Source organism: Rhodococcus sp. 14C212, from assembly GCF_011058195.1.
GTDB lineage: Bacteria > Actinomycetota > Actinomycetes > Mycobacteriales > Mycobacteriaceae > Rhodococcus > Rhodococcus aetherivorans.
This window is the reverse complement of record NZ_JAALEH010000004.1, coordinates 64,049-81,649: the sequence shown is the minus strand read 5'-3', so window position 1 is coordinate 81,649 and position 17,601 is coordinate 64,049. Positions and strand designations below refer to the sequence as shown.

Below are 17,601 nucleotides of genomic sequence, written 5' to 3'. Positions count from 1 at the left end.
GCACGGGGAGTTCACTACGGCCGGTCCGGGTAGCACCCCACCGTCAGGCCCACCGTCGCGGCGAGATAGCTGCCGAACGCGATGGAGGAACCGTCCGCGGCGAACATCCGGATCTGGAGCCCGGTCTCGACCGGCAGCGACCGGGCACCGTGGAAACCGGTGCCCGCCAACGATTCCTCGAACACCCGCGCCGCCCGCTCCAGCTGCCCCGGCGGCACCGGCCGATCGGAGAGGTGGATCGGGAGGAATACCGTGGTGCCCTCCGATCCGTCGGGCATTTCGCAGTAGGCCGTCGTGGCCGGGTCCGATTGCCGGAACTGCATCTCCGGGAAAGCGTCCGTCAGGGCGGCCATCGCGTCGCGCCGGACCCGGGTGTAGTACTCGACGGCACCGGCGCGGTCCGCGGCGACCGGCTCGGGCACGGCGACGGGGACCGGTCCGCCCGCGCACCCCGCGAGCGACAGGGCCAGCGCCGGCACACCGACGCGCAGAACCTTCATCGCACCACCCGATCCGGGAGGCCGCCGACGACCGCGGCGACGTTGTACAGGCTCATCGTTCCGTCGCTCAGGTACTCGCTGTGCCCGGTCGAGCCGAGCCGCGGCCGGCCGGACGCGTCCGCCCCGGCGTCGCTCGACAGGTGGGTCACGCCGTCGAGGAAACTCGGATCGCCGTCGAACGTGCCGACGTCACCGACCGGGTCGCGGTCGGCCTCCACGAGGTACGTCGCGCCCGGCGGCACACCGAGTTCGGCGACGTCGTCGGTGCCGATTCCCGGGGCGCCGAGGAACACGGCGGCGTCCACCCCGACCCCCTGCTGCAGCGCCAGGCCGGTGGCGAGCGCGCCGTAGGAGTGGCCGACGGCGGTGACGTGCGGGTCCCGCTCGGCGTGCAGACCGTCGAGGAAGCCGGCGAGCCGCGGGGCGGCACGAACCGCCGCGAGGTCGGACACCGGGCTCAGCTCGGTGCGGGCGAGGCCCCAGCCCCATTGCGGCACCTGGTAGTTCAGCCACGTCACGGCGGCGACCGACTCGGCGGCGCGGCCGGCCTCCTGCAGGTGGCGCATGGTCTCCTCCCGCAGCGCCGCCATCCGGGTGTCGTATCCGGCGAGGTTGCCCTGCACCGTGGAGCCGGCGCCGGGGGTGAACACGGTGACGTGGTCGGCGGTGTCGACGTCCCCGACCGCCACCGCGGCCATCGCTTCCCGGCCCGAGAGATCGAGGCCCAGCAGCCGCCTGTCCTCGCGGGCCAGCGTCGTCTCGATGGCGTCGAGCGCGGCGATCTTGTTGCGGGTCTGGGCGAGTCCGGCGTCGGCGTTGCTCGTCAGTCCGCCGAGGGGATCGGCGTCGAGCTGGGCCTGCAATCGGGCGGCGACCTCCTCGAGCCGGCGCCGTTCCCCCGTCAGCTGCGCGCGGTTGGCCAGGTCGCGGACCGCGGCCGGCACCCCGTCGAGGTTGCCGATCGACTCGGGCGCCAGGGTGACGACCTTCGTGCGCTCGCCGTGGTCGAGTCCGGCCCACCACGCGGCCACCTGGGCCGCCGCCGTACCCGGGGCCGGCACCGCCGGGGCGGACGCCGGCACAGCGCGCACGCCCCCGAAACCGAGCGGACGCGAAGGTCTGTCGTCCGGCACGCGGCCGAGGTCGGTTGCGGCCCACCGATCCAGCGCCTCGGCCCGGTCGAGGACCGCACGGATGCGGGTCTGTGCCTCGTGCCGCTCCGAGTCGGTGCCCGGTCCCAGGCCGCCCACCACGGTTCCGTCGTCCCGCACGGTCAACGCCCGGTCCTGCGCCCAGCGAGTCGCCTCGTCGAGTTCCGCGCGCAGCGCCCGCAGCCGCGGCGCGCACCATGCCGCGCAGCGGCTCACCTCGCGATACGCGTCGGACCGTCGCGCGATCCCGCCGGTGACGTCACCGAGTCGCCGCTCGGCGGCGGCGTGCGCGACGCCCGACCACTGTCCGTCGAACCGTCCCGACGCGGTGATTTGCGCGCCGATCCGCTCGAGTTGCCCCGCGTGCCGGTCCAGCACCGCGACGAGACCGTCCAGCGCGTCCGGGTCCCACCGCTGCAACTGCCGAAGATCCATTCGTTCCACCCCCCCTCGGCGCGGCAGCGTAATCCACTGCGCGCCTGCCGCGGCGGGGTGCAATGCCGTCGGCGTGAAACTGTGGAGGAACGAGCCGGTTGTGGACAACTCACGTCCGGAGGCGAGTGTCCCCGTCACCGCGGCCGGGTCGCGACGGCGGCAGCACGAGTTCCGCCCCCGGCGCGCGGCGCCGGGGGCGGAAGGAGACGGGCCCGAGGTCCCGCCGCGTCAGATGTCGGAGATCGCCTCGAGCGGCGGCGTGCGTGCGGCCCGGACGCCGGGCCACAGGGCGGCGAGCACACCGACCACCCCGGATCCGACGAGCATGGCGATCACCTGCCCCCACGGGACGGCGATCTTGTCGAGGCCCTGGTCGGCCAGCGTCCGGACGAAGCCCCAGCCGAACGCCAGGCCCAGCACCAGACCGACGACCGCGCCGAACACCGCGATGAGCATCGACTCGATGTAGATGGTGCGGCGGACCTGGACCCGCTGCATGCCGACCGCGCGGAGCATGCCGATCTCCCGGCGACGCTCCACCACCGACAGGGCGAGGGTGTTGACGATGCCCAGGACCGCGATGACCACGGCCAGCGCCAGGAGCCCGTAGAGCACGGCGAGCAGCGTGTCGATCTGGGCGGCCTGCTGGCCCTTGAACTGGTCCCGGTCGAGCACCTGGACCACGACGAACTGCTTCGTGGCGTCCTCGAGCGCCGTGCGGATCGTCTCCGGGTCGCTGCCGGCCGCGGTGTTGACGAACACCACGAAGTCCGATCGCGTCGCCGGCGAGGTGAACTGCTGGTAGACCTCCTCGGAGACGACCCACGAGCCGAGCAACTGGTTGTCGGCGAAGATGCCGCTCACCGTCGTGCCGACGTCCTCGCCGTCGCGGCTGGTGAGGGTGACCGGGTCGCCGACCCTCCAGCCCTTCTCGTCCGCCGTGGTCTGCGACACCAGCAGGTCGGTGCCGGCGACGTCCTCCCGGCCCTCGGTGACGTCGACCTCGAGCACGTCGCCGAGGGGGCCGGACAGCGCGACGCCGAACGTGTCCTCGTCGCCGATGCGCGCCGGGACGCCGTGCATCGCGATGGTCTCCTCCACGCCCTCGGCCCGCGCCGCCGCGGCGGCGGCCCCCACGGGCACCCCGATCATCTGCGGTCCGGTGAGCATGAAGTCGGACTTGACGCCGGTGTCCACGAGCGAGTTGACGCTCTCCTTGGCGGACGCGCCGAACACCCCGATCACCGACACCAGCATCAGACCCAACGTGAGCGCGAAGGCGGTGGCGGCGGTACGGCGGGGGTTGCGCACCGCGTTGGTGCGGGCGAGCCGGCCCACGGCCCCGAACGGGCGGGCGAACACCGCGCCGAGCCCCGCGACGAAGGGCCGCGACAGCGCGGGCGCCGCGAGCAGGACCGCGATAATCAGGGCGAAGGCCCCGACGCCGACGGTGGAGGCCGCGCCACCGCCGGTGCCCTGGGCGCCGACGACGACGGTGACGGCACCGGCCACCGCGGCGACGGCACCGATGACGGTGCGCAGCCGCAGCGACTCGACGGTCGCGGTGGACTCCTCCCGCATGGCCGCGACCGGCGGGACCTTGCTCGCGCGGCGGGCCGGCGCGTAGGCGCTGACCACGGTGACGACCACACCGATGAGCAGGGCCACGAGCACGGTGCGCGGCGCGAGCTGCAGCGGGCCCGAGGGCAGGCCGACGTCGAACGCGTTGAGCGCGGAGCGCAGCCCGTAGGCCAGGGCCACGCCGCCGGCGATGCCGAGGGCACTGCCCACGATCCCGACGACCAGTGCCTCGAGGTTCACCGACCGGCCCACCTGGCTGCGGCTCGCCCCGATCGCCCGCAGCAACGCGAGCTCCCGCAGTCGCTGCGCCACGATCATCGAGAAGGTGTTGTAGATGATGAAGGTGCCCACCAGCAGCGCGATCGCGCCGAACGCGAGCAGGAAGTAGTTCAGGAAGCTCAGCGCCTCCTCGATCTCGGTCTTGATCTCCTCGCTGACCTCGGCGCCCGTCTGGACCTTCTGGCCGGGCACAGCGGCGGCGATCCGGTCCCGCAGCTCGTCCGCGGGCACACCGTCACCGGCGACGTCGATGTACTGCACGTGCGTGCCGTCGGTGAACAGGGTGCGGGCCTGGTTCTCGGTGAACATCGCCCCGACGTAGCCGCCGGTGTCGGTCTCGACGTCGTAGATGCCGCTGACCGTGACCGGGACGATCCCGGCCGAGGCGGCGAGGATCTTCGTCGGGTCGCCGACGGACAATCCGGCACGCTCGGCGGCGCTCGAGTTGAGCGCGATCTCGCCGTCGACGGTGGGCGGTTGTCCGGCGACGAACTCGTTGGGGTCGCCGAGCTGCTGGTCGGGCGGCATGTAGGCGGTGCCCTCGCTGGGGGCACCGCCGGTCTGGATGGCCGCCCCCTCGGAGTCGAGGACGATGACCGGCCCACCGAACGCCGGCACCACGGTACGCACGCCGGGGACCGCGGCGACGACGGCGACATCGGAGTCGGGGACGCCGCTCGCGCCCTGCTGTTCGCTGCTGACGCGGACGTCGACGCCCTTGGCGGCGTCGGCGAAGATGCTGTCGAACGTGCGCTGCAGGGTGTCGGTGAAGACGAAGGAGCCGGTGACGAACGCGGTGCCGAGCACCACGGACAGGACGGTCAGCAGCAGCCGCACCTTGTGAGCGGCGAGGTTGCGCAGGGCAACCCTGCGGATGGGATTCGCACTCATGGTCGGCTCGCCCTACTTCGCCGTGGGAACGACGACGGCGTCGAACTGCTTCATCCGGTCGAGGACCGACTCGGCGGTCGGGTCGCGCATCTCGTCGACGATGCGCCCGTCCGCGAGGAACACCACCCGATCCGCGTAGCTGGCCGCACGCGGATCGTGGGTGACGATCACGACCGTCTGCCCGAACTCGTCGACCGCGGCCCGCAGGATCGACATCACCTCGCCCGAGGAACGGGAGTCGAGGTTGCCGGTGGGCTCGTCGCCGAAGATGATCTCGGGCCGCCCGGCGAGCGCGCGCGCGCATGCCACGCGCTGCTGCTGACCGCCGGACAACTCCCCGGGCCGGTGGTCGAGCCGGTCGCCGAGTCCCAGGCGGTTCACGACGGTGTCCAGCCATTCGCGGTCGACCTTGCGGCCGGCGATGTCGACGGGCAGCGTGATGTTCTCGAGTGCGGTGAGCGTGGGCACCAGGTTGAACGCCTGGAAGACGAAGCCGATGCGGTCGCGGCGCAGCTGCGTCATCTCTTTGTCCGACAGGTCGGTCAGGTCCGTGTCGCCGAGGACCACCGAACCGGAGGTGGCGGTGTCGAGGCCGGCGAGGCAGTGCATCAGCGTCGACTTCCCCGAACCCGAGGGGCCCATGATGGCGGTGAACTCCCCCGCCGCGAACTCCGCGTTCACCCCGTCGAGGGCGTGGACAGCGGTCTCACCGGTTCCGTAGATCTTTCTCAGGTCGATTGCGCGCGCGGCGGTGGCGGTGTGGGCTGGCATGCCCACCATCTTCCTGACTTTTCCGGCAGGGCACCATCGGGGACGTCCCGGATTCCTCGCCGACGGTTCTCGGGGTGCGCTCGGTGACGTCCCGGTGCGGTTCTGCTGCGTCGCCGCCGGGCGCTACCGTCGAGACCATGCGGATAGGAGCACACGTCCGGCAGGACGACGATCCGATCGGCTGCGGCGAGCGATTCGGCGCAGACCTGGTGCAACTGTTCCTCGGCGATCCCCAGCAGTGGACGAAGCCGGGCCCGCACCCCCGGCAGGAACAGATCCGCGCTTCCGACGTCGCGGTGGTGGTGCACTCCCCCTACGTGATCAACGTGGCCAGCACGAACAACCGGCTGCGGATGCCGTCGCGCAAGGCCGTGGCCGAGCACGCCGAGGCGGCCGCCCGGATCGGCGCCTTCGGTCTGGTGGTGCACGGCGGCCACGTCCGGTCCGGCGAGGAGGTCGCCGCGGGCGTGGAGAACTGGCGCAAGCTCTTCGAGCGACAGGAGGACAAGGGCGGGTTCGCGGTGCCCGTCCTGATCGAGAACACCGCCGGGGGCGAGTTCGCGATGGCCCGGCACGTCGATGCGATCGCGCGGTTGTGGGACGCCGTCGGCGACTACGACGTGGGCTTCTGCCTCGACACCTGCCACGCGTGGGCGGGCGGCGAGGACCTCGTCGACGTCGTCGAGCGGGTGCGGGCCGCGACCGGCCGGATCGATCTGGTGCACCTGAACAATTCCCGCGACGGCTTCGGCTCCGGCCGGGACCGGCACGCCAACATCGCCGCCGGCACGATCGACCCCGACCTGCTGGTGGCGGTGTGCCGGGCCGCGGACGCGCCGATCGTCCTCGAGACCCCGGCGGAAGGGATCGCCGAGGACGTCGCCTACCTGCGCGAACTGCTCGGGTGAGACACGCCTCCCGGAGACCGGGCCGTCACAGCCGTAACATCTTGCTCATGAAGCACGCCCGGATCGCCTTCGCCGTCACCGCCGCCGCGCTGGTACTTGCGGGCTGCTCGGACGCCGACAGCCCGGCACCGTCCGCGTCGGCGAGCACCGCCACCTCCTCGATCTCCTCCGGGTCGGGTTCCTCCGGGTCGGGTTCCTCCGGGTCGGGTTCCACCGACTCGGCGCCGACCCCCGAGCCCGCGCCGGCCGACGCGTCGGACAAGACGTCGCCCGCCTCGGCCGGCGCGAAGCTGACCGTCACCGACATCCGCACCGGCCGGCACGAGAACTTCGACCGGGTGGTGTACGAGATGGGCGGCACCGGCACCCCGGGGTGGCGCGTCGGATACGTCGACCGGGCGGTGCAGGACGGCAGCGGCAACGACGTGGCCGTCGCCGGCGGCGCGATCCTGCAGGTGCTCATCGACGGGTCCGCCTATCCGTTCGACAGCGGCGTCGAACCCTACTCCGGCCCCAACCCGGTGCTCGCGCAGCCGGGCGGCTCGGTCGTCGAGGTCAACGGCTCCGGCGTCTTCGAAGGCGTGACCCAGTCGTTCGTCGGCGTCGCGGAGCCGAACACGCCGTTCGCCGTCTACGCGCTGACGAACCCGACGCGGCTGGTCGTCGACGTCGCTCGCTGATCGCGCGGCTCAGACCCGGCCGGGCGGGAAACCGCCCGTCGCGACCGGACCCCAGTCCTCGACGAGGATCCGGATCAGCGACTTGCCCTGCTTGCGCATCGCCTCCCGGTACTCGTCCCAGTCGGAGTGCTCCCCGGCGACGGCGCGGAAGTACTCGACGAGCGGCTCGACCGAGTCCGGCAGATCGATCACCTCGGCGGTGCCGTCGATCTGGACGTAGGGACCGTTCCAGTCGTCGGAGTGGATCAGGATCGACACGGCCGGGTGGCGGCGGATGTTGACGACCTTGGCGCGTTCCGGGTAGGTCGCGATCACGATGCGGCCGGCGTCGTCCAGCCCGCAGGTGACCGGGGACATCTGTGGCCGGCCGTCGGACCGGGTGGTGACCAGGGTGCCGCGGTGACGTGGGCGGACGAATTCGAGCAGCCCGTCGCGGTCCACGCGGTCCGCCGTTGCGATCTTCGGTGCCATGCTCCGACCCTACGTGCGCGGCCGTGACGACGGGCCCTGTCGGGGGTCACGTGCAGAATCCGGTGGGCGGGTTCGATACGCACGAGCAGACTCTGTGGCGACCTCACGAGCCCGCAGCAGTGCGCGCACCTACGCTTGACCTCGAGTCCACTCGAGGTTCTACGGTCGGGCGACCGACTTCAGGAGGCTCCCGCATGAGCATGGAAGTGACCGCGTGGAACGCGATGTACAACGCGATGCACGCGCAGAGCGACCGGCGCCCGTTCTCGCGCGCCAGCCTGCGCCGGATCGCCGAGTTCGCCCGCCCCCACCGCCGCAACATCGGCATGTACCTGCTACTGAGCGTGCTGATCGCCGCACTCGGCGTGGCCACCCCGGTCCTCGCCGGCCGGGTGATCGACGCCATCGTCGATCGGGCCGACCTCTCGGTGATCACGTGGCTGGCGGTGCTGATCGCCGCCATCGCCGTCGTCGAGGCCGGGCTCGGCATCCTGAACCGGTGGCTGTCCGCGAGCATCGGCGAGGACCTGATCCTCGACCTGCGCACCACCGTGTTCGACCACGTGCAGCGCATGCCCATCGCGTTCTTCACCCGCACCCGCACCGGCGCCCTCGTCAGCCGGCTCAACAGCGACGTCATCGGCGCCCAACGGGCGTTCAGCGACACCCTGTCCGGAGTGGTCGGCAACATCGTCACCCTCGCGATCACGCTCGTGGTGATGATCGGGATCTCCTGGCAGATCACGTTGCTCGCGCTGTTGCTGCTGCCGATCTTCGTGGTGCCCGCCCGGCACATGGGCGTACGGCTGGCGCGCCTGAATCGCGAAGCAGCCAACCATAATTCGATGATGAGCACCCAGATGACGGAGCGGTTCTCCGCACCCGGCGCGACGCTGGTGAAGCTGTTCGGCCGCCCGTCGCAGGAGTCGTCGGAGTTCGCCGTCCGTGCCCGCCGGGTGCGCGACATCGGGGTGAAGACGGCGATGCTGCAGTCGGTGTTCGTCACCGCCCTGACTCTCGTGTCCGCCCTCGCGCTGGCCCTCGTCTACGGTCTCGGCGGCTTCTATGCGCTGCGCGGACAACTCGAGCCTGGTGCCGTCGTGGCGATGGCGATGCTGCTGACGCGCCTGTACTCGCCGCTGACGGCACTCGCGAGCGCCCGCGTCGACGTGATGAGCGCAATGGTGAGCTTCGAGCGGGTCTTCGAGGTGCTCGACCTGCGGCCGCTGATCGAGGAGGCCCCCGACGCCCGCCCCGTCCCCGACGGCCCGGTCGCCGTCGAGTTCCGGCACGTGGACTTCGCGTACCCCGCCGCCGACAAGGTCTCGCTGGCGTCGCTGGAGGAGGTGGCCACGCTCGACACCCGCGGCGGCGCACCGGTCCTGCACGACGTGAGCTTCCGGGCCGAGCCGGGCCGGATGGTGGCCCTGGTGGGCTCCTCCGGCGCCGGCAAGTCCACGATCGCGCAACTGGTGCCGCGACTCTACGACACCGACTCCGGATCCGTGCTGCTCGGCGGGGTCGACGTGCGCCGCCTCACCACCGCGTCGATCCGCGGGACCGTCGGCATGGTCACCCAAGACGGGCACCTGTTCCACGAGACCGTGCGGGCGAATCTCCTCCTGGCCCGCCCGGAGGCGACCGAGGATCAGCTGTGGGACGTGCTGGGCCGGGCCCGGCTCACCGAGCTGATCCGCTCCCTGCCCGACGGCCTGGACACCGTCGTCGGCGAGCGCGGGTACCGGCTCTCCGGCGGTGAGCGCCAGCGGCTGACCATCGCGCGACTGCTGCTGGCCCACCCGCGGGTGGTCATCCTCGACGAGGCCACCGCGCACCTGGACTCGACGTCGGAGGCCGCCGTGCAGGAGGCGCTCACCGAGGCGCTGGCCGGCCGGACCTCGGTGGTGATCGCGCACAGGCTGTCCACGATCCGCGCGGCGGATCTGATTCTCGTGGTCGAGGACGGACGCATCGTCGAGCGCGGCACCCATTCCGAGCTGCTCGCCGCCGGCGGGCGCTACGGCGAGCTGTACCGCACCCAGTTCGCCGATTCAGGACCGCGGGTGTCCGCTATGGCTCCCACACTGGGCGCATGACGACGAACGAGACCGACCTGCTGCTCCTGCTTCTCGACACTCAGCGCACCGCGTTCCGCAACGCGCTGTCCGGGCTGACCGAGGACCAGGCGCGCAGCGTGCCCAGCGCCTCCGCGATGAGCCTGGCTTCGCTGTTGAACCATGTGATCGACGGCGAGGTCGCGGCCGCCGACCGCATCTCCGGGACGCAGAGCCGCGAGCCGGACCCGGTGGCGGCGTGGACGGCCGGGTGGGCGGTGCGCGACGACGAGACCGTCGCGGATCAGCTCGCCCGGCTCGACACGGTCGCGGCACGCTTCGCCGACGTGCTGCGGGCGGACCCGGACCTGGACCGGGTGGTGGACCTGCCGGCGGACATCGCCCGATGGCTGGACCAGGGCGTGCCGCTCACCGTGCGGTTCCTGGTCCTGCATCAGATCGAGGAATGGGCCCGGCACGCCGGCCACGCCGACATCATCCGCGAATCCGTCGACGGCGCCACCGCCGACGTCCTGGCCGGCAGGGTCCGGTAGCCGGCGCCGGCGAAGCCGGACGACGCCCCGCCGGCGCGATAGGCTCCCCGTAGGCACCACTGCCAGGGCGCCCCGGCGCCGTCGCCGCGAGATCCTGGAGGCCGTCGCGTGACCGGACAACAGACCAGCACGGGGGCTGCGGGCGCTGCCCAGCATCCGATGTTCGAGAAGGTGGCGCGGGTCGGACAGGCCGCGAGCGGGGTCGTGCACCTGCTGATCGCCTACATCGTCGTCCAGGTCGCGTTCGGCGATCCGGCCAGTGCCGACCAGTCCGGTGCCCTCGGCGAACTCGCCGCCCAGCCCGGCGGCAGGATCGTCCTGTGGGTCCTGGCCGTGACGCTCACGGCGCTGGCACTGTGGCGTCTGGTCGAGGCCGCCGTCGGCAAACGCTCGGACGTCGAGAAACCGTCCGCCCTGGACCGGGTCAAGACCGTCGGCGTCGCCGTGGCGTACCTGGCGCTGGCACTGACCGCGTTCCAGTTCGCGCGGGGCACCGGCAAGTCGAGCGGTGAACAGAACGCCGGACTCAGTGCCCGGTTGATGCAGTCCGGAGGCGGCAAGGTCGTGCTCGTCGCGGCCGGGCTGGTGATCATCGGTATCGGCGCCTACCACGTCTACAAGGGCGCTGCGAAGAAGTTCCTCGACGACCTGCACCGGGAGCGGTTGCCCCGGTACGCCGAGCCGCTCGGTGCCGTCGGGTACGTCGCGAAGGGCCTGGCGATCGCCGGCGCCGGCGTCCTGGTCCTCGTCGCGACGTTCACCGCCGATCCGTCCAAGGCGACGGGACTGGACGGTGCCCTCAAGACGCTGGGCACCGCCCCGTTCGGTCAGATCCTGCTCGTCGCGGCCGGCCTCGGTATCGCCGCATACGGCGTGTACTGCTTCGTCCTCGCGCGGTACGGGAAGATGTGAGCCCCCGCGGGCGCGTTGGTCGCGCCCGCGGTAGCCGCCGTCGCGCGCGCGATCGCAGCCGCTGCGCTAGTCGCGCCCGCGGTAGCCGCCGCTGTGGCCGCCCGAGCCGTGTCCACCGGACTGCCCGCGCTCGCCGGAGCGTTCACGGAATCCGCGGTTCGGCTTGTCGCCGAACCGGTCGCCGCGCCCACCGACGTCCTTGTTGCGGCCGCCGCGATCGCCCCAGTCCTTCTTGCCGCCGTACTCCTTGCGCTCACCCTGGCGGCGCTCGCCGCGGTCGTCGCGCTGACGGTAGGTCGACGACGGCCGGCCCGACGGTGCGCCGCTGTCGGGCTGCAACTGGATGAGCACCCCGGAGATGCGGGTGCCGCGCAACGCCTCGAGCGTTTCCGGCGACAGGTCCTTCGGCAGCTCGACGAGGCTGTGGTCCGGGCGGATGCTGATGTGCCCGAAGTCGCTGCGGCGCAGGCCGCCCTCGTTGGCGATGGCGCCGACGATCGCGCCGGGCACCACCCGGTGCCGCTTACCGACGGCGATGCGGTAGGTGGCCATCTCCTGCCCGTCGCGCCCGACGCGTGACGCACCGTCGTCGTCGAACCGGCGCGGGGGCCGCTCCCGCGGCTCGCGTTCCCGCCGCGGCGGCGCCACGGGCTCGGGTTCGGCCTCCATGAGGAAGGACTCCCCGTCGCGGGACAGCACGGCCAGCGCCGCCGCGATGTCGGCGAGGGGAACGTCGTGCTCGCGCTCGTAGTCCTCGACGAACGTGCGGAACAACGACAGGTGATCCGACGCGAGCGCCTCGGTGATCGAATCGTTGAACTTCTCGACGCGCTGGGCGTTGACATCCTCCACCGACGGCAGCTGGATCTCGGTGAGCGGCTGCCGGGTGGCCCGCTCGATCGCCTTGAGCAGGTGCCGCTCGCGGGGGGCGACGAACAGCAGGGCGTCGCCGGTGCGCCCGGCGCGGCCGGTGCGGCCGATGCGGTGCACGTAGGACTCGGTGTCGTGCGGGATGTCGTAGTTCACGACGTGGCTGATGCGGTCGACGTCCAGACCGCGGGCCGCCACGTCCGTCGCGACGAGGATGTCGAGCGCGCCGCTCTTGAGCTGGCCGATGGTGCGTTCGCGCTGGGCCTGCACGATGTCGCCGTTGATCGCGGCGGCGGAGAAGCCGCGGGCGCGCAGCCGCTCCGCGAGGTCCTCGGTGGCCTGCTTCGTACGGACGAAGAGGATCATCGCCTCGAACTGCTCGACCTCGAGGATCCGGGTCAGGGCGTCGAGCTTGCGCTGGTGCGACACGAGCACCCAGCGCTGGGTGATGTTCGCCGAGGTCGTCGTCTTCGACTTGACCGTGATCTCGACCGGGTCGTGCAGGTACTGCTTGGACAACCGGCGGATCGCGCCCGGCATGGTCGCCGAGAACAGCGCGACCTGCTTGCTCTCCGGGGTGTCGGCGAGGATCCGTTCGACGTCCTCCTGGAAGCCCATGGTGAGCATCTCGTCGGCCTCGTCGAGCACGAGGAACTCGAGCTCGGAGATGTCGAGGGTGCCCTTGGTGAGGTGATCGATCACACGTCCGGGGGTGCCCACGACGACGTGCGCACCCCGGCGCAGCCCGGACAGCTGCACGCCGTAGCTCTGGCCACCGTAGATGGGCAGCACGTGCAGACCCGGAATGTGCGCCGAGTACTTGCCGAAAGCCTCCGCGACCTGCAGGGCGAGCTCGCGGGTGGGAGCCAGGACCAGTGCCTGGGGCCGCTTCACCGAGGTGTCGATCCGCGACAGGATCGGCACCGCGAACGCGGCGGTCTTGCCGGTGCCGGTCTGCGCGAGACCGACGACGTCGCGCCCCTCCAGCAGCGGCGGGATGGTGGCCGCCTGGATCGGCGACGGGGTCTCGTAGCCCACATCCGAAAGCGCTTGCAGCACACGGGCGTCGATGTCGAGATCGGCGAACGTGGGGGTAGCGGTGTCGGCTTCGGGGTCTTGCACAGTATCACTCATTTGACCTGCAGTTTATCGGATGGACGGCCATGGCCCTTCCACAGCGCCGGACAAGGGTCCCCGACCACCCTATCCGGACGCCGCATCCGGTGCCGTCGCCGCCACATAGCGGGCCCACAACCGCAGCGCCGGCCGCACCGGCGGGTACTCGAGCCCGTGCCGGCGCGCGAGGGCGGTGGCGGGCGCGGTCGGGTACGTGTCGGCGCTGAGGAAACTCAGGGTCTCCTTCTCCGCCCCGGTCAGGCGGGCCGGCAGCGCCCGCAGCGCGGCGACGGGTATCCGCCGGCGCGGCGGGGCCACGCCGAGTTCGTCGGCGACCAGCGCGACCAGCTCGGGCAGCGGCGGCGTGGCGTCGTCGAGGACCCAGTAGGCCTGCCCCGCCGTCTCCGGGTCGCACGGCATCAGCGCCAGGAAGCGCGCGAGGTGGTCGATGGTGACGACGGGCAGCACGGTGCGCGGCGAGCCGGGCACGGCGCGCAGCTGACCGCGGGCGAGTTGCACGACCAGCTCCGCGAGACCCAGGTACTGATCGGCCTCCCCGGTCCGGGAGTCGCCGATCACCGTCCCGGGGTTGACGACCGTGAGGGGGACCCCGAGCTCCGCGGCGAGCGCACGCACCACCGCGTCGGCCTCGATCTTCGACGCCTCGTACGCGCCGAACCTCCGGTAGATCCGGCGCCGGTGCCGCCGCGGCCACGGCGCCGGCACGGCCGGGTACGCCGCGACGCGGTAGCCGCTGACGTGCACCAGCCGGCGCGCGCCGGCGGCTGCCGCGAATCGGGTGATCTTCTCGGCCAGCACCACATTCACCTCACGCGCCGCTCGGGCCGTCATCCCGAAGGCGAACGCGGCGGCGAGGTTGTAGACGTCGCGCACGTCCGTCGCCACGGGATCCAGGACGAGCTCGGCGGAGGCCGGATCGAACACGTGGACCGAGAGCCGGTCCAGCGGCACCCCGTCCGACGCGAGCCGGTCGCGCAGCCGCGCCCCCGACTCCGCGGTCCGCACCGCCGCGACGACGAGGTCGTCGCCGTCCGGGTCGGTGAGCAGTTCCCGGATCAGGCCGCGGCCGATGAATCCGGTCGCGCCGAAGACCACCGCGGCGCTCATCGCGCGGCTCCGAGGAGGTCGAGCGCGACGGCACGGGCATCCACCAGGGGGGCCACGTCGTGCCGGGCACGGGCGACGGTGGTCGCGCCCTCGACGAGGCTGACGATCACCCCGGCGAGCCTGGCGGCATCGGGTATCCCGTCGCGTACGAGCACGCGCTCGAGGACCACCCGCCACGACTCGTAGACGCGGGCGCAGCTCTGCTGCAGAACGGGGTTGTCGGTGGCGGCGTCGACGGCGACGGAGGCCACGGCGCAGCCGGCCGCGAACCCCGATCGCCCGAGCCGGGCGGCGAGATCGTCGAACACCGCGGCGACGATCTCGGCGGCGGTCCGGCCCTCGGCCAGCAGGGCCTCGAGCAGGCCGGTGAACTCCGCGCCCACCCGGTCCAGCGCGGCCACGACGAGCTCGTCCTTGCCGCCGGGGAAATGGAAGTACACCGAGCCCCGGGGCGCACCGGAGGCGTCGGTGATGCGGGCGAGGCCGGTGCCGTGGTAGCCGCGGGTCTGGATCAGTTCCAGCGTGGTGTCGATCATGCGCGCCTTCGTGCGTGCTCCCTTGGTGGTCACGGCGAAATAATAGACCGGTCTACATATTTCTGTCGACACCGCGAGCCCTCCGCCGGACGGGCCACGTGCGACGGAAGGCACACTGAACCGGTTCCACTCTCGACAGACGAAAGGACCTTCCGGTGTCGGAGCTCGTCAGCATTCCCACCCACTGGTACAACATCGCGGGAGATCTGCCCGACGCCCCGCCTCCGCACCTGCATCCCGGCACCGGGGAACCGGTCACGGCCGCCGACCTCGAACCGCTGTTCGCCGCCGGCCTGATCGAGCAGGAGCTGTCCACCGAGACCGACATCGCGATCCCCGAACCCGTCCGGGAGGCGTACGCGACCTACCGCACCACGCCGCTGCTGCGGGCCCGGTCCTTCGAGCGTGCACTCGGCACCCCCGCGCGCATCTACGTCAAGTACGAGGGCGTGAGCCCGGTGGGCAGCCACAAGACGAATTCGGCTCTGGCGCAGGCGTATTACAACTCCCTCGACGGTGTGAAGAAGCTGACGACCGAGACCGGCGCCGGCCAGTGGGGCAGCGCGCTGTCGTTCGCATGCGCCAAGTTCGGCATCGACCTCGAGGTGTGGCAGGTGCGCGCCTCGTACGAGTCCAAGCCGTACCGCCGGCACCTCATCGAGGTGTACGGCGGCACCGTGCACTCGAGCCCGTCGGAACTCACCGCGTCCGGCCGCAAGGTGCGCGCCGAACAGCCGGACACCCCCGGCTCGCTGGGGATCGCCGTGTCCGAGGCCGTGGAGGTGGCCGCCGGCGACCCCGCCGCCCGGTACGCGCTCGGCAGTGTGCTCAACCACGTCGTGCTGCACCAGACCGTGATCGGTCTCGAAGCCGTCGACCAGCTGCGCGCCGCCGGCGAGGAGCAGGCCGACGTCGTGTTCGGCTGCGCCGGCGGGGGCTCCAACCTCGCCGGCCTGTCGTTCCCGTTCCTGCGCGAGGTGCTGCACGGCCGCGCCACGACGCGGGTGGTGGCCGCCGAGCCGGCCGCGTGCCCGTCCATCACGCAGGGCGAGTACCGCTACGACCACGGCGACATCGTCGGCCTCACCCCGCTGCTCAAGATGCACACCCTCGGTCAGGACTTCATCCCCGACCCCATCCACGCCGGCGGGCTGCGCTACCACGGCATGGCGCCGCTGCTGAGCCACACCGTCGAACTGGGGTACGTGCAGGGCACGGCCGTCGCGCAGACCGATGCCTTCGCGGCGGCCGTCGAGTTCGCCCGCAGCGAGGGCATCGTGCCCGCCCCCGAGTCGGCCCACGCCCTCGCGGCGGCCGCCGAGTACGCGCGGACCGTGACCGGGCCCGAGGTGATCGTGATCGGGCTGTCCGGGCACGGGCAGCTCGACCTGCCGGCCTACGCCGCATACCTGCACGGCGAGCTCGGATAGCCCCCGGGCGTGTCTTCCTCCCCCTGTGACGGGGAGGAAGACACGCCGAGGATGTCTGTGATGCAACACACGCCCGGTCATCGGCGATACACCTGTGGAACCGCTCCACCGCGCCATGTCACCACCGGGAGGCCCCGATGCCCGACGCAGCCGACAACCTGGCCCTGCGCCTGCTCGACGCAGTGCACCGCACCCGAGGCGTAGATCCCGGGATCGTCACCGATCGCTACCGGGCCTACCGGGCCGCCCAGGGCGCGGACGCCGGCCGCGACGGGATCCGCGCGCTCCTGCGCACCTTCGAGGAGACCGGCGGCAGCGCCCAGTGGGCCGGCAAGGTCGGCCACTATCGTCGCCGCTACAGCCCCGACGAGGCCCCCATCGCCGCCGACACCGTCGAGCTGGCCGCCGAGGTCCTGTATCGGCACGGTGTCGACACCGTCGACGACCTCGCCGGTACGGACGACACCACCCTCGCCGACGAATGGCAGCGACGCGGCGGCGACGCCCTCGCGTGGCAGCCGCTCCTCGACGCCCTGCGGCCCGCGCGAGCCCTGCACACCGTCGCCTGAGCCCTGCACACCGTCGCCTGAGCGGGCCCGGATCCGGACGCAAACCCGCCCGGGCCGCCCGCCGCCGGGCGCATACTCGATCTATGCGTTATTCCGGCCGTCCGGAGGCCGGGCGGCGGCTGGCCCGCTCGGTCGCTCACCTGCGCGACGCGAACCCGGTGGTCCTCGCCCTCCCCCGCGGCGGCATCCCCGTCGCCCGCGAGGTGGCTCACGCCCTCGACGCCCCGCTCGACGTGCTCGTCGTCCGCAAGCTGGGGGTGCCGTGGCAGCCGGAACTCGCGATGGGCGCCATTGCCGAGGGCGGCTTCCGCGTGCTCAACGAGGACGTCATCCGCATCGGCCGGGTGGCCGAGGACTCGATCGAACGGATCGAGGCCCGTGAACGCACCGAACTCGACCGTCGCGCCCGGCTGCTGCGTGGCGGCAAGGAGCGCACGTCGCTGTCTGGACGCACGGTCGTCCTCGTCGACGACGGCATGGCCACCGGCGCGACCGCCGCCGTCGCCTGCCTGGCCGCTCGGGAGTCCGGTGCCGAACGGGTGGTGCTGGCGGTTCCCGTGGCGTCCCCGGAGGCGGCGCGTCGCGTGCGCGCGGTGGCCGACGAGGTGGTGTGCCCGTTCACCCCCGCGGACCTGGGCAGCGTCGGCGCCGCGTACGACGACTTCCATCAACTCTCCGACGACGAGGCCGCCCGCCTCCTCGAACCCGCCTGAACACGCACACGGCCGGACCGCGGCGATTGTCCGTGTCCGTCGTTAACAGGTA

16 protein-coding genes are annotated in these 17,601 nt (G+C 72.1%); 8 read left to right on the top strand and 8 right to left on the bottom strand.

Going from position 1 to position 17,601, the window contains the following annotated elements:
* Nucleotides 1–14: 14 nt before the first annotated feature.
* From G6038_RS03445 to G6038_RS03430, 4 genes are all read right to left on the bottom strand, one after another.
* Nucleotides 15–500 carry an LppA family lipoprotein gene (locus G6038_RS03445; RefSeq protein WP_206024211.1) on the bottom strand — a complete coding sequence of 162 codons (486 nt, stop codon included), beginning with the start codon at nucleotides 498–500 and terminating at the stop codon, nucleotides 15–17.
* A complete protein-coding gene (locus tag G6038_RS03440) occupies nucleotides 497–2,086 on the bottom strand; it encodes an alpha/beta hydrolase (RefSeq protein ID WP_165035929.1) in 1,590 nt (529 codons plus the stop codon). The genes G6038_RS03445 and G6038_RS03440 overlap by 4 nt, the downstream gene beginning before the upstream one ends.
* A gap of 228 nt (nucleotides 2,087–2,314) precedes the next feature.
* Nucleotides 2,315–4,837, bottom strand: a complete 2,523-nt coding sequence (locus G6038_RS03435; RefSeq protein ID WP_165035928.1) for an FtsX-like permease family protein — start codon at nucleotides 4,835–4,837, stop codon at nucleotides 2,315–2,317.
* Nucleotides 4,838–4,849: 12 nt separating this feature from the next.
* On the bottom strand, nucleotides 4,850–5,608 hold the full coding sequence (locus G6038_RS03430; protein WP_165035927.1) for an ABC transporter ATP-binding protein: 759 nt from the start codon (nucleotides 5,606–5,608) through the stop codon (nucleotides 4,850–4,852).
* Between the two features lie 137 nt (nucleotides 5,609–5,745).
* Between G6038_RS03430 and G6038_RS03425 the strand changes: the two genes are divergently transcribed.
* Nucleotides 5,746–6,516, top strand: coding sequence for a deoxyribonuclease IV (locus G6038_RS03425; RefSeq protein WP_165035926.1), 771 nt, complete (start codon nucleotides 5,746–5,748; stop codon nucleotides 6,514–6,516).
* Nucleotides 6,517–6,563: 47 nt separating this feature from the next.
* The gene (locus G6038_RS03420; RefSeq protein ID WP_165035925.1) at nucleotides 6,564–7,196 is read left to right on the top strand and encodes a hypothetical protein; all 633 of its coding nucleotides are present in this window, start codon (nucleotides 6,564–6,566) and stop codon (nucleotides 7,194–7,196) included.
* A gap of 9 nt (nucleotides 7,197–7,205) precedes the next feature.
* On the opposite strand, the gene G6038_RS03415 is transcribed toward G6038_RS03420, so the two are convergent.
* Entirely contained in the window at nucleotides 7,206–7,667 is a 462-nt protein-coding gene (locus tag G6038_RS03415) for a PPOX class F420-dependent oxidoreductase (protein WP_165035924.1), read from the bottom strand.
* Nucleotides 7,668–7,861: 194 nt separating this feature from the next.
* Between G6038_RS03415 and G6038_RS03410 the strand changes: the two genes are divergently transcribed.
* The 3 genes from G6038_RS03410 to G6038_RS03400 all read left to right on the top strand — a co-directional run bounded on the left by G6038_RS03410 (nucleotide 7,862) and on the right by G6038_RS03400 (nucleotide 11,187).
* A complete protein-coding gene (locus tag G6038_RS03410) occupies nucleotides 7,862–9,763 on the top strand; it encodes an ABC transporter ATP-binding protein (protein ID WP_165035923.1) in 1,902 nt (633 codons plus the stop codon).
* Nucleotides 9,760–10,275: a DUF664 domain-containing protein gene (locus G6038_RS03405; RefSeq protein WP_165035922.1), complete on the top strand. Its 516-nt coding sequence runs from the start codon at nucleotides 9,760–9,762 to the stop codon at nucleotides 10,273–10,275. Before G6038_RS03410 ends, G6038_RS03405 begins: the two co-directional genes overlap by 4 nt.
* A gap of 108 nt (nucleotides 10,276–10,383) precedes the next feature.
* Nucleotides 10,384–11,187 carry a DUF1206 domain-containing protein gene (locus G6038_RS03400; RefSeq protein ID WP_165035921.1) on the top strand — a complete coding sequence of 268 codons (804 nt, stop codon included), beginning with the start codon at nucleotides 10,384–10,386 and terminating at the stop codon, nucleotides 11,185–11,187.
* Between the two features lie 66 nt (nucleotides 11,188–11,253).
* Here the strand turns inward: G6038_RS03400 and G6038_RS03395 are convergent, their stop codons facing one another.
* The 3 genes from G6038_RS03395 to G6038_RS03385 all read right to left on the bottom strand — a co-directional run bounded on the left by G6038_RS03395 (nucleotide 11,254) and on the right by G6038_RS03385 (nucleotide 14,870).
* The gene (locus G6038_RS03395) at nucleotides 11,254–13,191 is read right to left on the bottom strand and encodes a DEAD/DEAH box helicase (RefSeq protein WP_206024210.1); all 1,938 of its coding nucleotides are present in this window, start codon (nucleotides 13,189–13,191) and stop codon (nucleotides 11,254–11,256) included.
* Nucleotides 13,192–13,260: 69 nt separating this feature from the next.
* On the bottom strand, nucleotides 13,261–14,301 hold the full coding sequence (locus tag G6038_RS03390; protein ID WP_165035919.1) for an SDR family oxidoreductase: 1,041 nt from the start codon (nucleotides 14,299–14,301) through the stop codon (nucleotides 13,261–13,263).
* The gene (locus G6038_RS03385; RefSeq protein ID WP_165035918.1) at nucleotides 14,298–14,870 is read right to left on the bottom strand and encodes a TetR/AcrR family transcriptional regulator; all 573 of its coding nucleotides are present in this window, start codon (nucleotides 14,868–14,870) and stop codon (nucleotides 14,298–14,300) included. The genes G6038_RS03390 and G6038_RS03385 overlap by 4 nt, the downstream gene beginning before the upstream one ends.
* 122 nt (nucleotides 14,871–14,992) lie before the next feature.
* On the opposite strand from G6038_RS03385, the gene G6038_RS03380 reads away from it, so the two are divergent.
* The 3 genes from G6038_RS03380 to G6038_RS03370 all read left to right on the top strand — a co-directional run bounded on the left by G6038_RS03380 (nucleotide 14,993) and on the right by G6038_RS03370 (nucleotide 17,549).
* Entirely contained in the window at nucleotides 14,993–16,267 is a 1,275-nt protein-coding gene (locus G6038_RS03380) for a TrpB-like pyridoxal phosphate-dependent enzyme (protein WP_165035917.1), read from the top strand.
* Between the two features lie 137 nt (nucleotides 16,268–16,404).
* Entirely contained in the window at nucleotides 16,405–16,836 is a 432-nt protein-coding gene (locus G6038_RS03375) for a hypothetical protein (protein WP_165035916.1), read from the top strand.
* Nucleotides 16,837–16,919: 83 nt separating this feature from the next.
* Complete coding sequence (locus G6038_RS03370) at nucleotides 16,920–17,549, top strand: phosphoribosyltransferase family protein (protein ID WP_165035915.1); 630 nt, start codon at nucleotides 16,920–16,922, stop codon at nucleotides 17,547–17,549.
* The last annotated feature ends 52 nt before the right edge of the window (nucleotides 17,550–17,601 follow it).

Excerpts from the sequence above, each read along its gene's own strand:
- G6038_RS03445 (WP_206024211.1), bottom strand. The coding sequence starts at position 500 with ATGAAGGTTCTGCGCGTCGGTGTGCCGGCGCTGGCCCTGTCGCTCGCG.
- G6038_RS03440 (WP_165035929.1), bottom strand. The coding sequence starts at position 2,086 with ATGGATCTTCGGCAGTTGCAGCGGTGGGACCCGGACGCGCTGGACGGT.
- G6038_RS03435 (WP_165035928.1), bottom strand. The coding sequence starts at position 4,837 with ATGAGTGCGAATCCCATCCGCAGGGTTGCCCTGCGCAACCTCGCCGCT.
- G6038_RS03430 (WP_165035927.1), bottom strand. The coding sequence starts at position 5,608 with ATGCCAGCCCACACCGCCACCGCCGCGCGCGCAATCGACCTGAGAAAG.
- G6038_RS03425 (WP_165035926.1), top strand. The coding sequence starts at position 5,746 with ATGCGGATAGGAGCACACGTCCGGCAGGACGACGATCCGATCGGCTGC.
- G6038_RS03420 (WP_165035925.1), top strand. The coding sequence starts at position 6,564 with ATGAAGCACGCCCGGATCGCCTTCGCCGTCACCGCCGCCGCGCTGGTA.
- G6038_RS03415 (WP_165035924.1), bottom strand. The coding sequence starts at position 7,667 with ATGGCACCGAAGATCGCAACGGCGGACCGCGTGGACCGCGACGGGCTG.
- G6038_RS03410 (WP_165035923.1), top strand. The coding sequence starts at position 7,862 with ATGAGCATGGAAGTGACCGCGTGGAACGCGATGTACAACGCGATGCAC.
- G6038_RS03405 (WP_165035922.1), top strand. The coding sequence starts at position 9,760 with ATGACGACGAACGAGACCGACCTGCTGCTCCTGCTTCTCGACACTCAG.
- G6038_RS03395 (WP_206024210.1), bottom strand. The coding sequence starts at position 13,191 with ATGAGTGATACTGTGCAAGACCCCGAAGCCGACACCGCTACCCCCACG.
- G6038_RS03390 (WP_165035919.1), bottom strand. The coding sequence starts at position 14,301 with ATGAGCGCCGCGGTGGTCTTCGGCGCGACCGGATTCATCGGCCGCGGC.
- G6038_RS03375 (WP_165035916.1), top strand. The coding sequence starts at position 16,405 with ATGCCCGACGCAGCCGACAACCTGGCCCTGCGCCTGCTCGACGCAGTG.
- G6038_RS03370 (WP_165035915.1), top strand. The coding sequence starts at position 16,920 with ATGCGTTATTCCGGCCGTCCGGAGGCCGGGCGGCGGCTGGCCCGCTCG.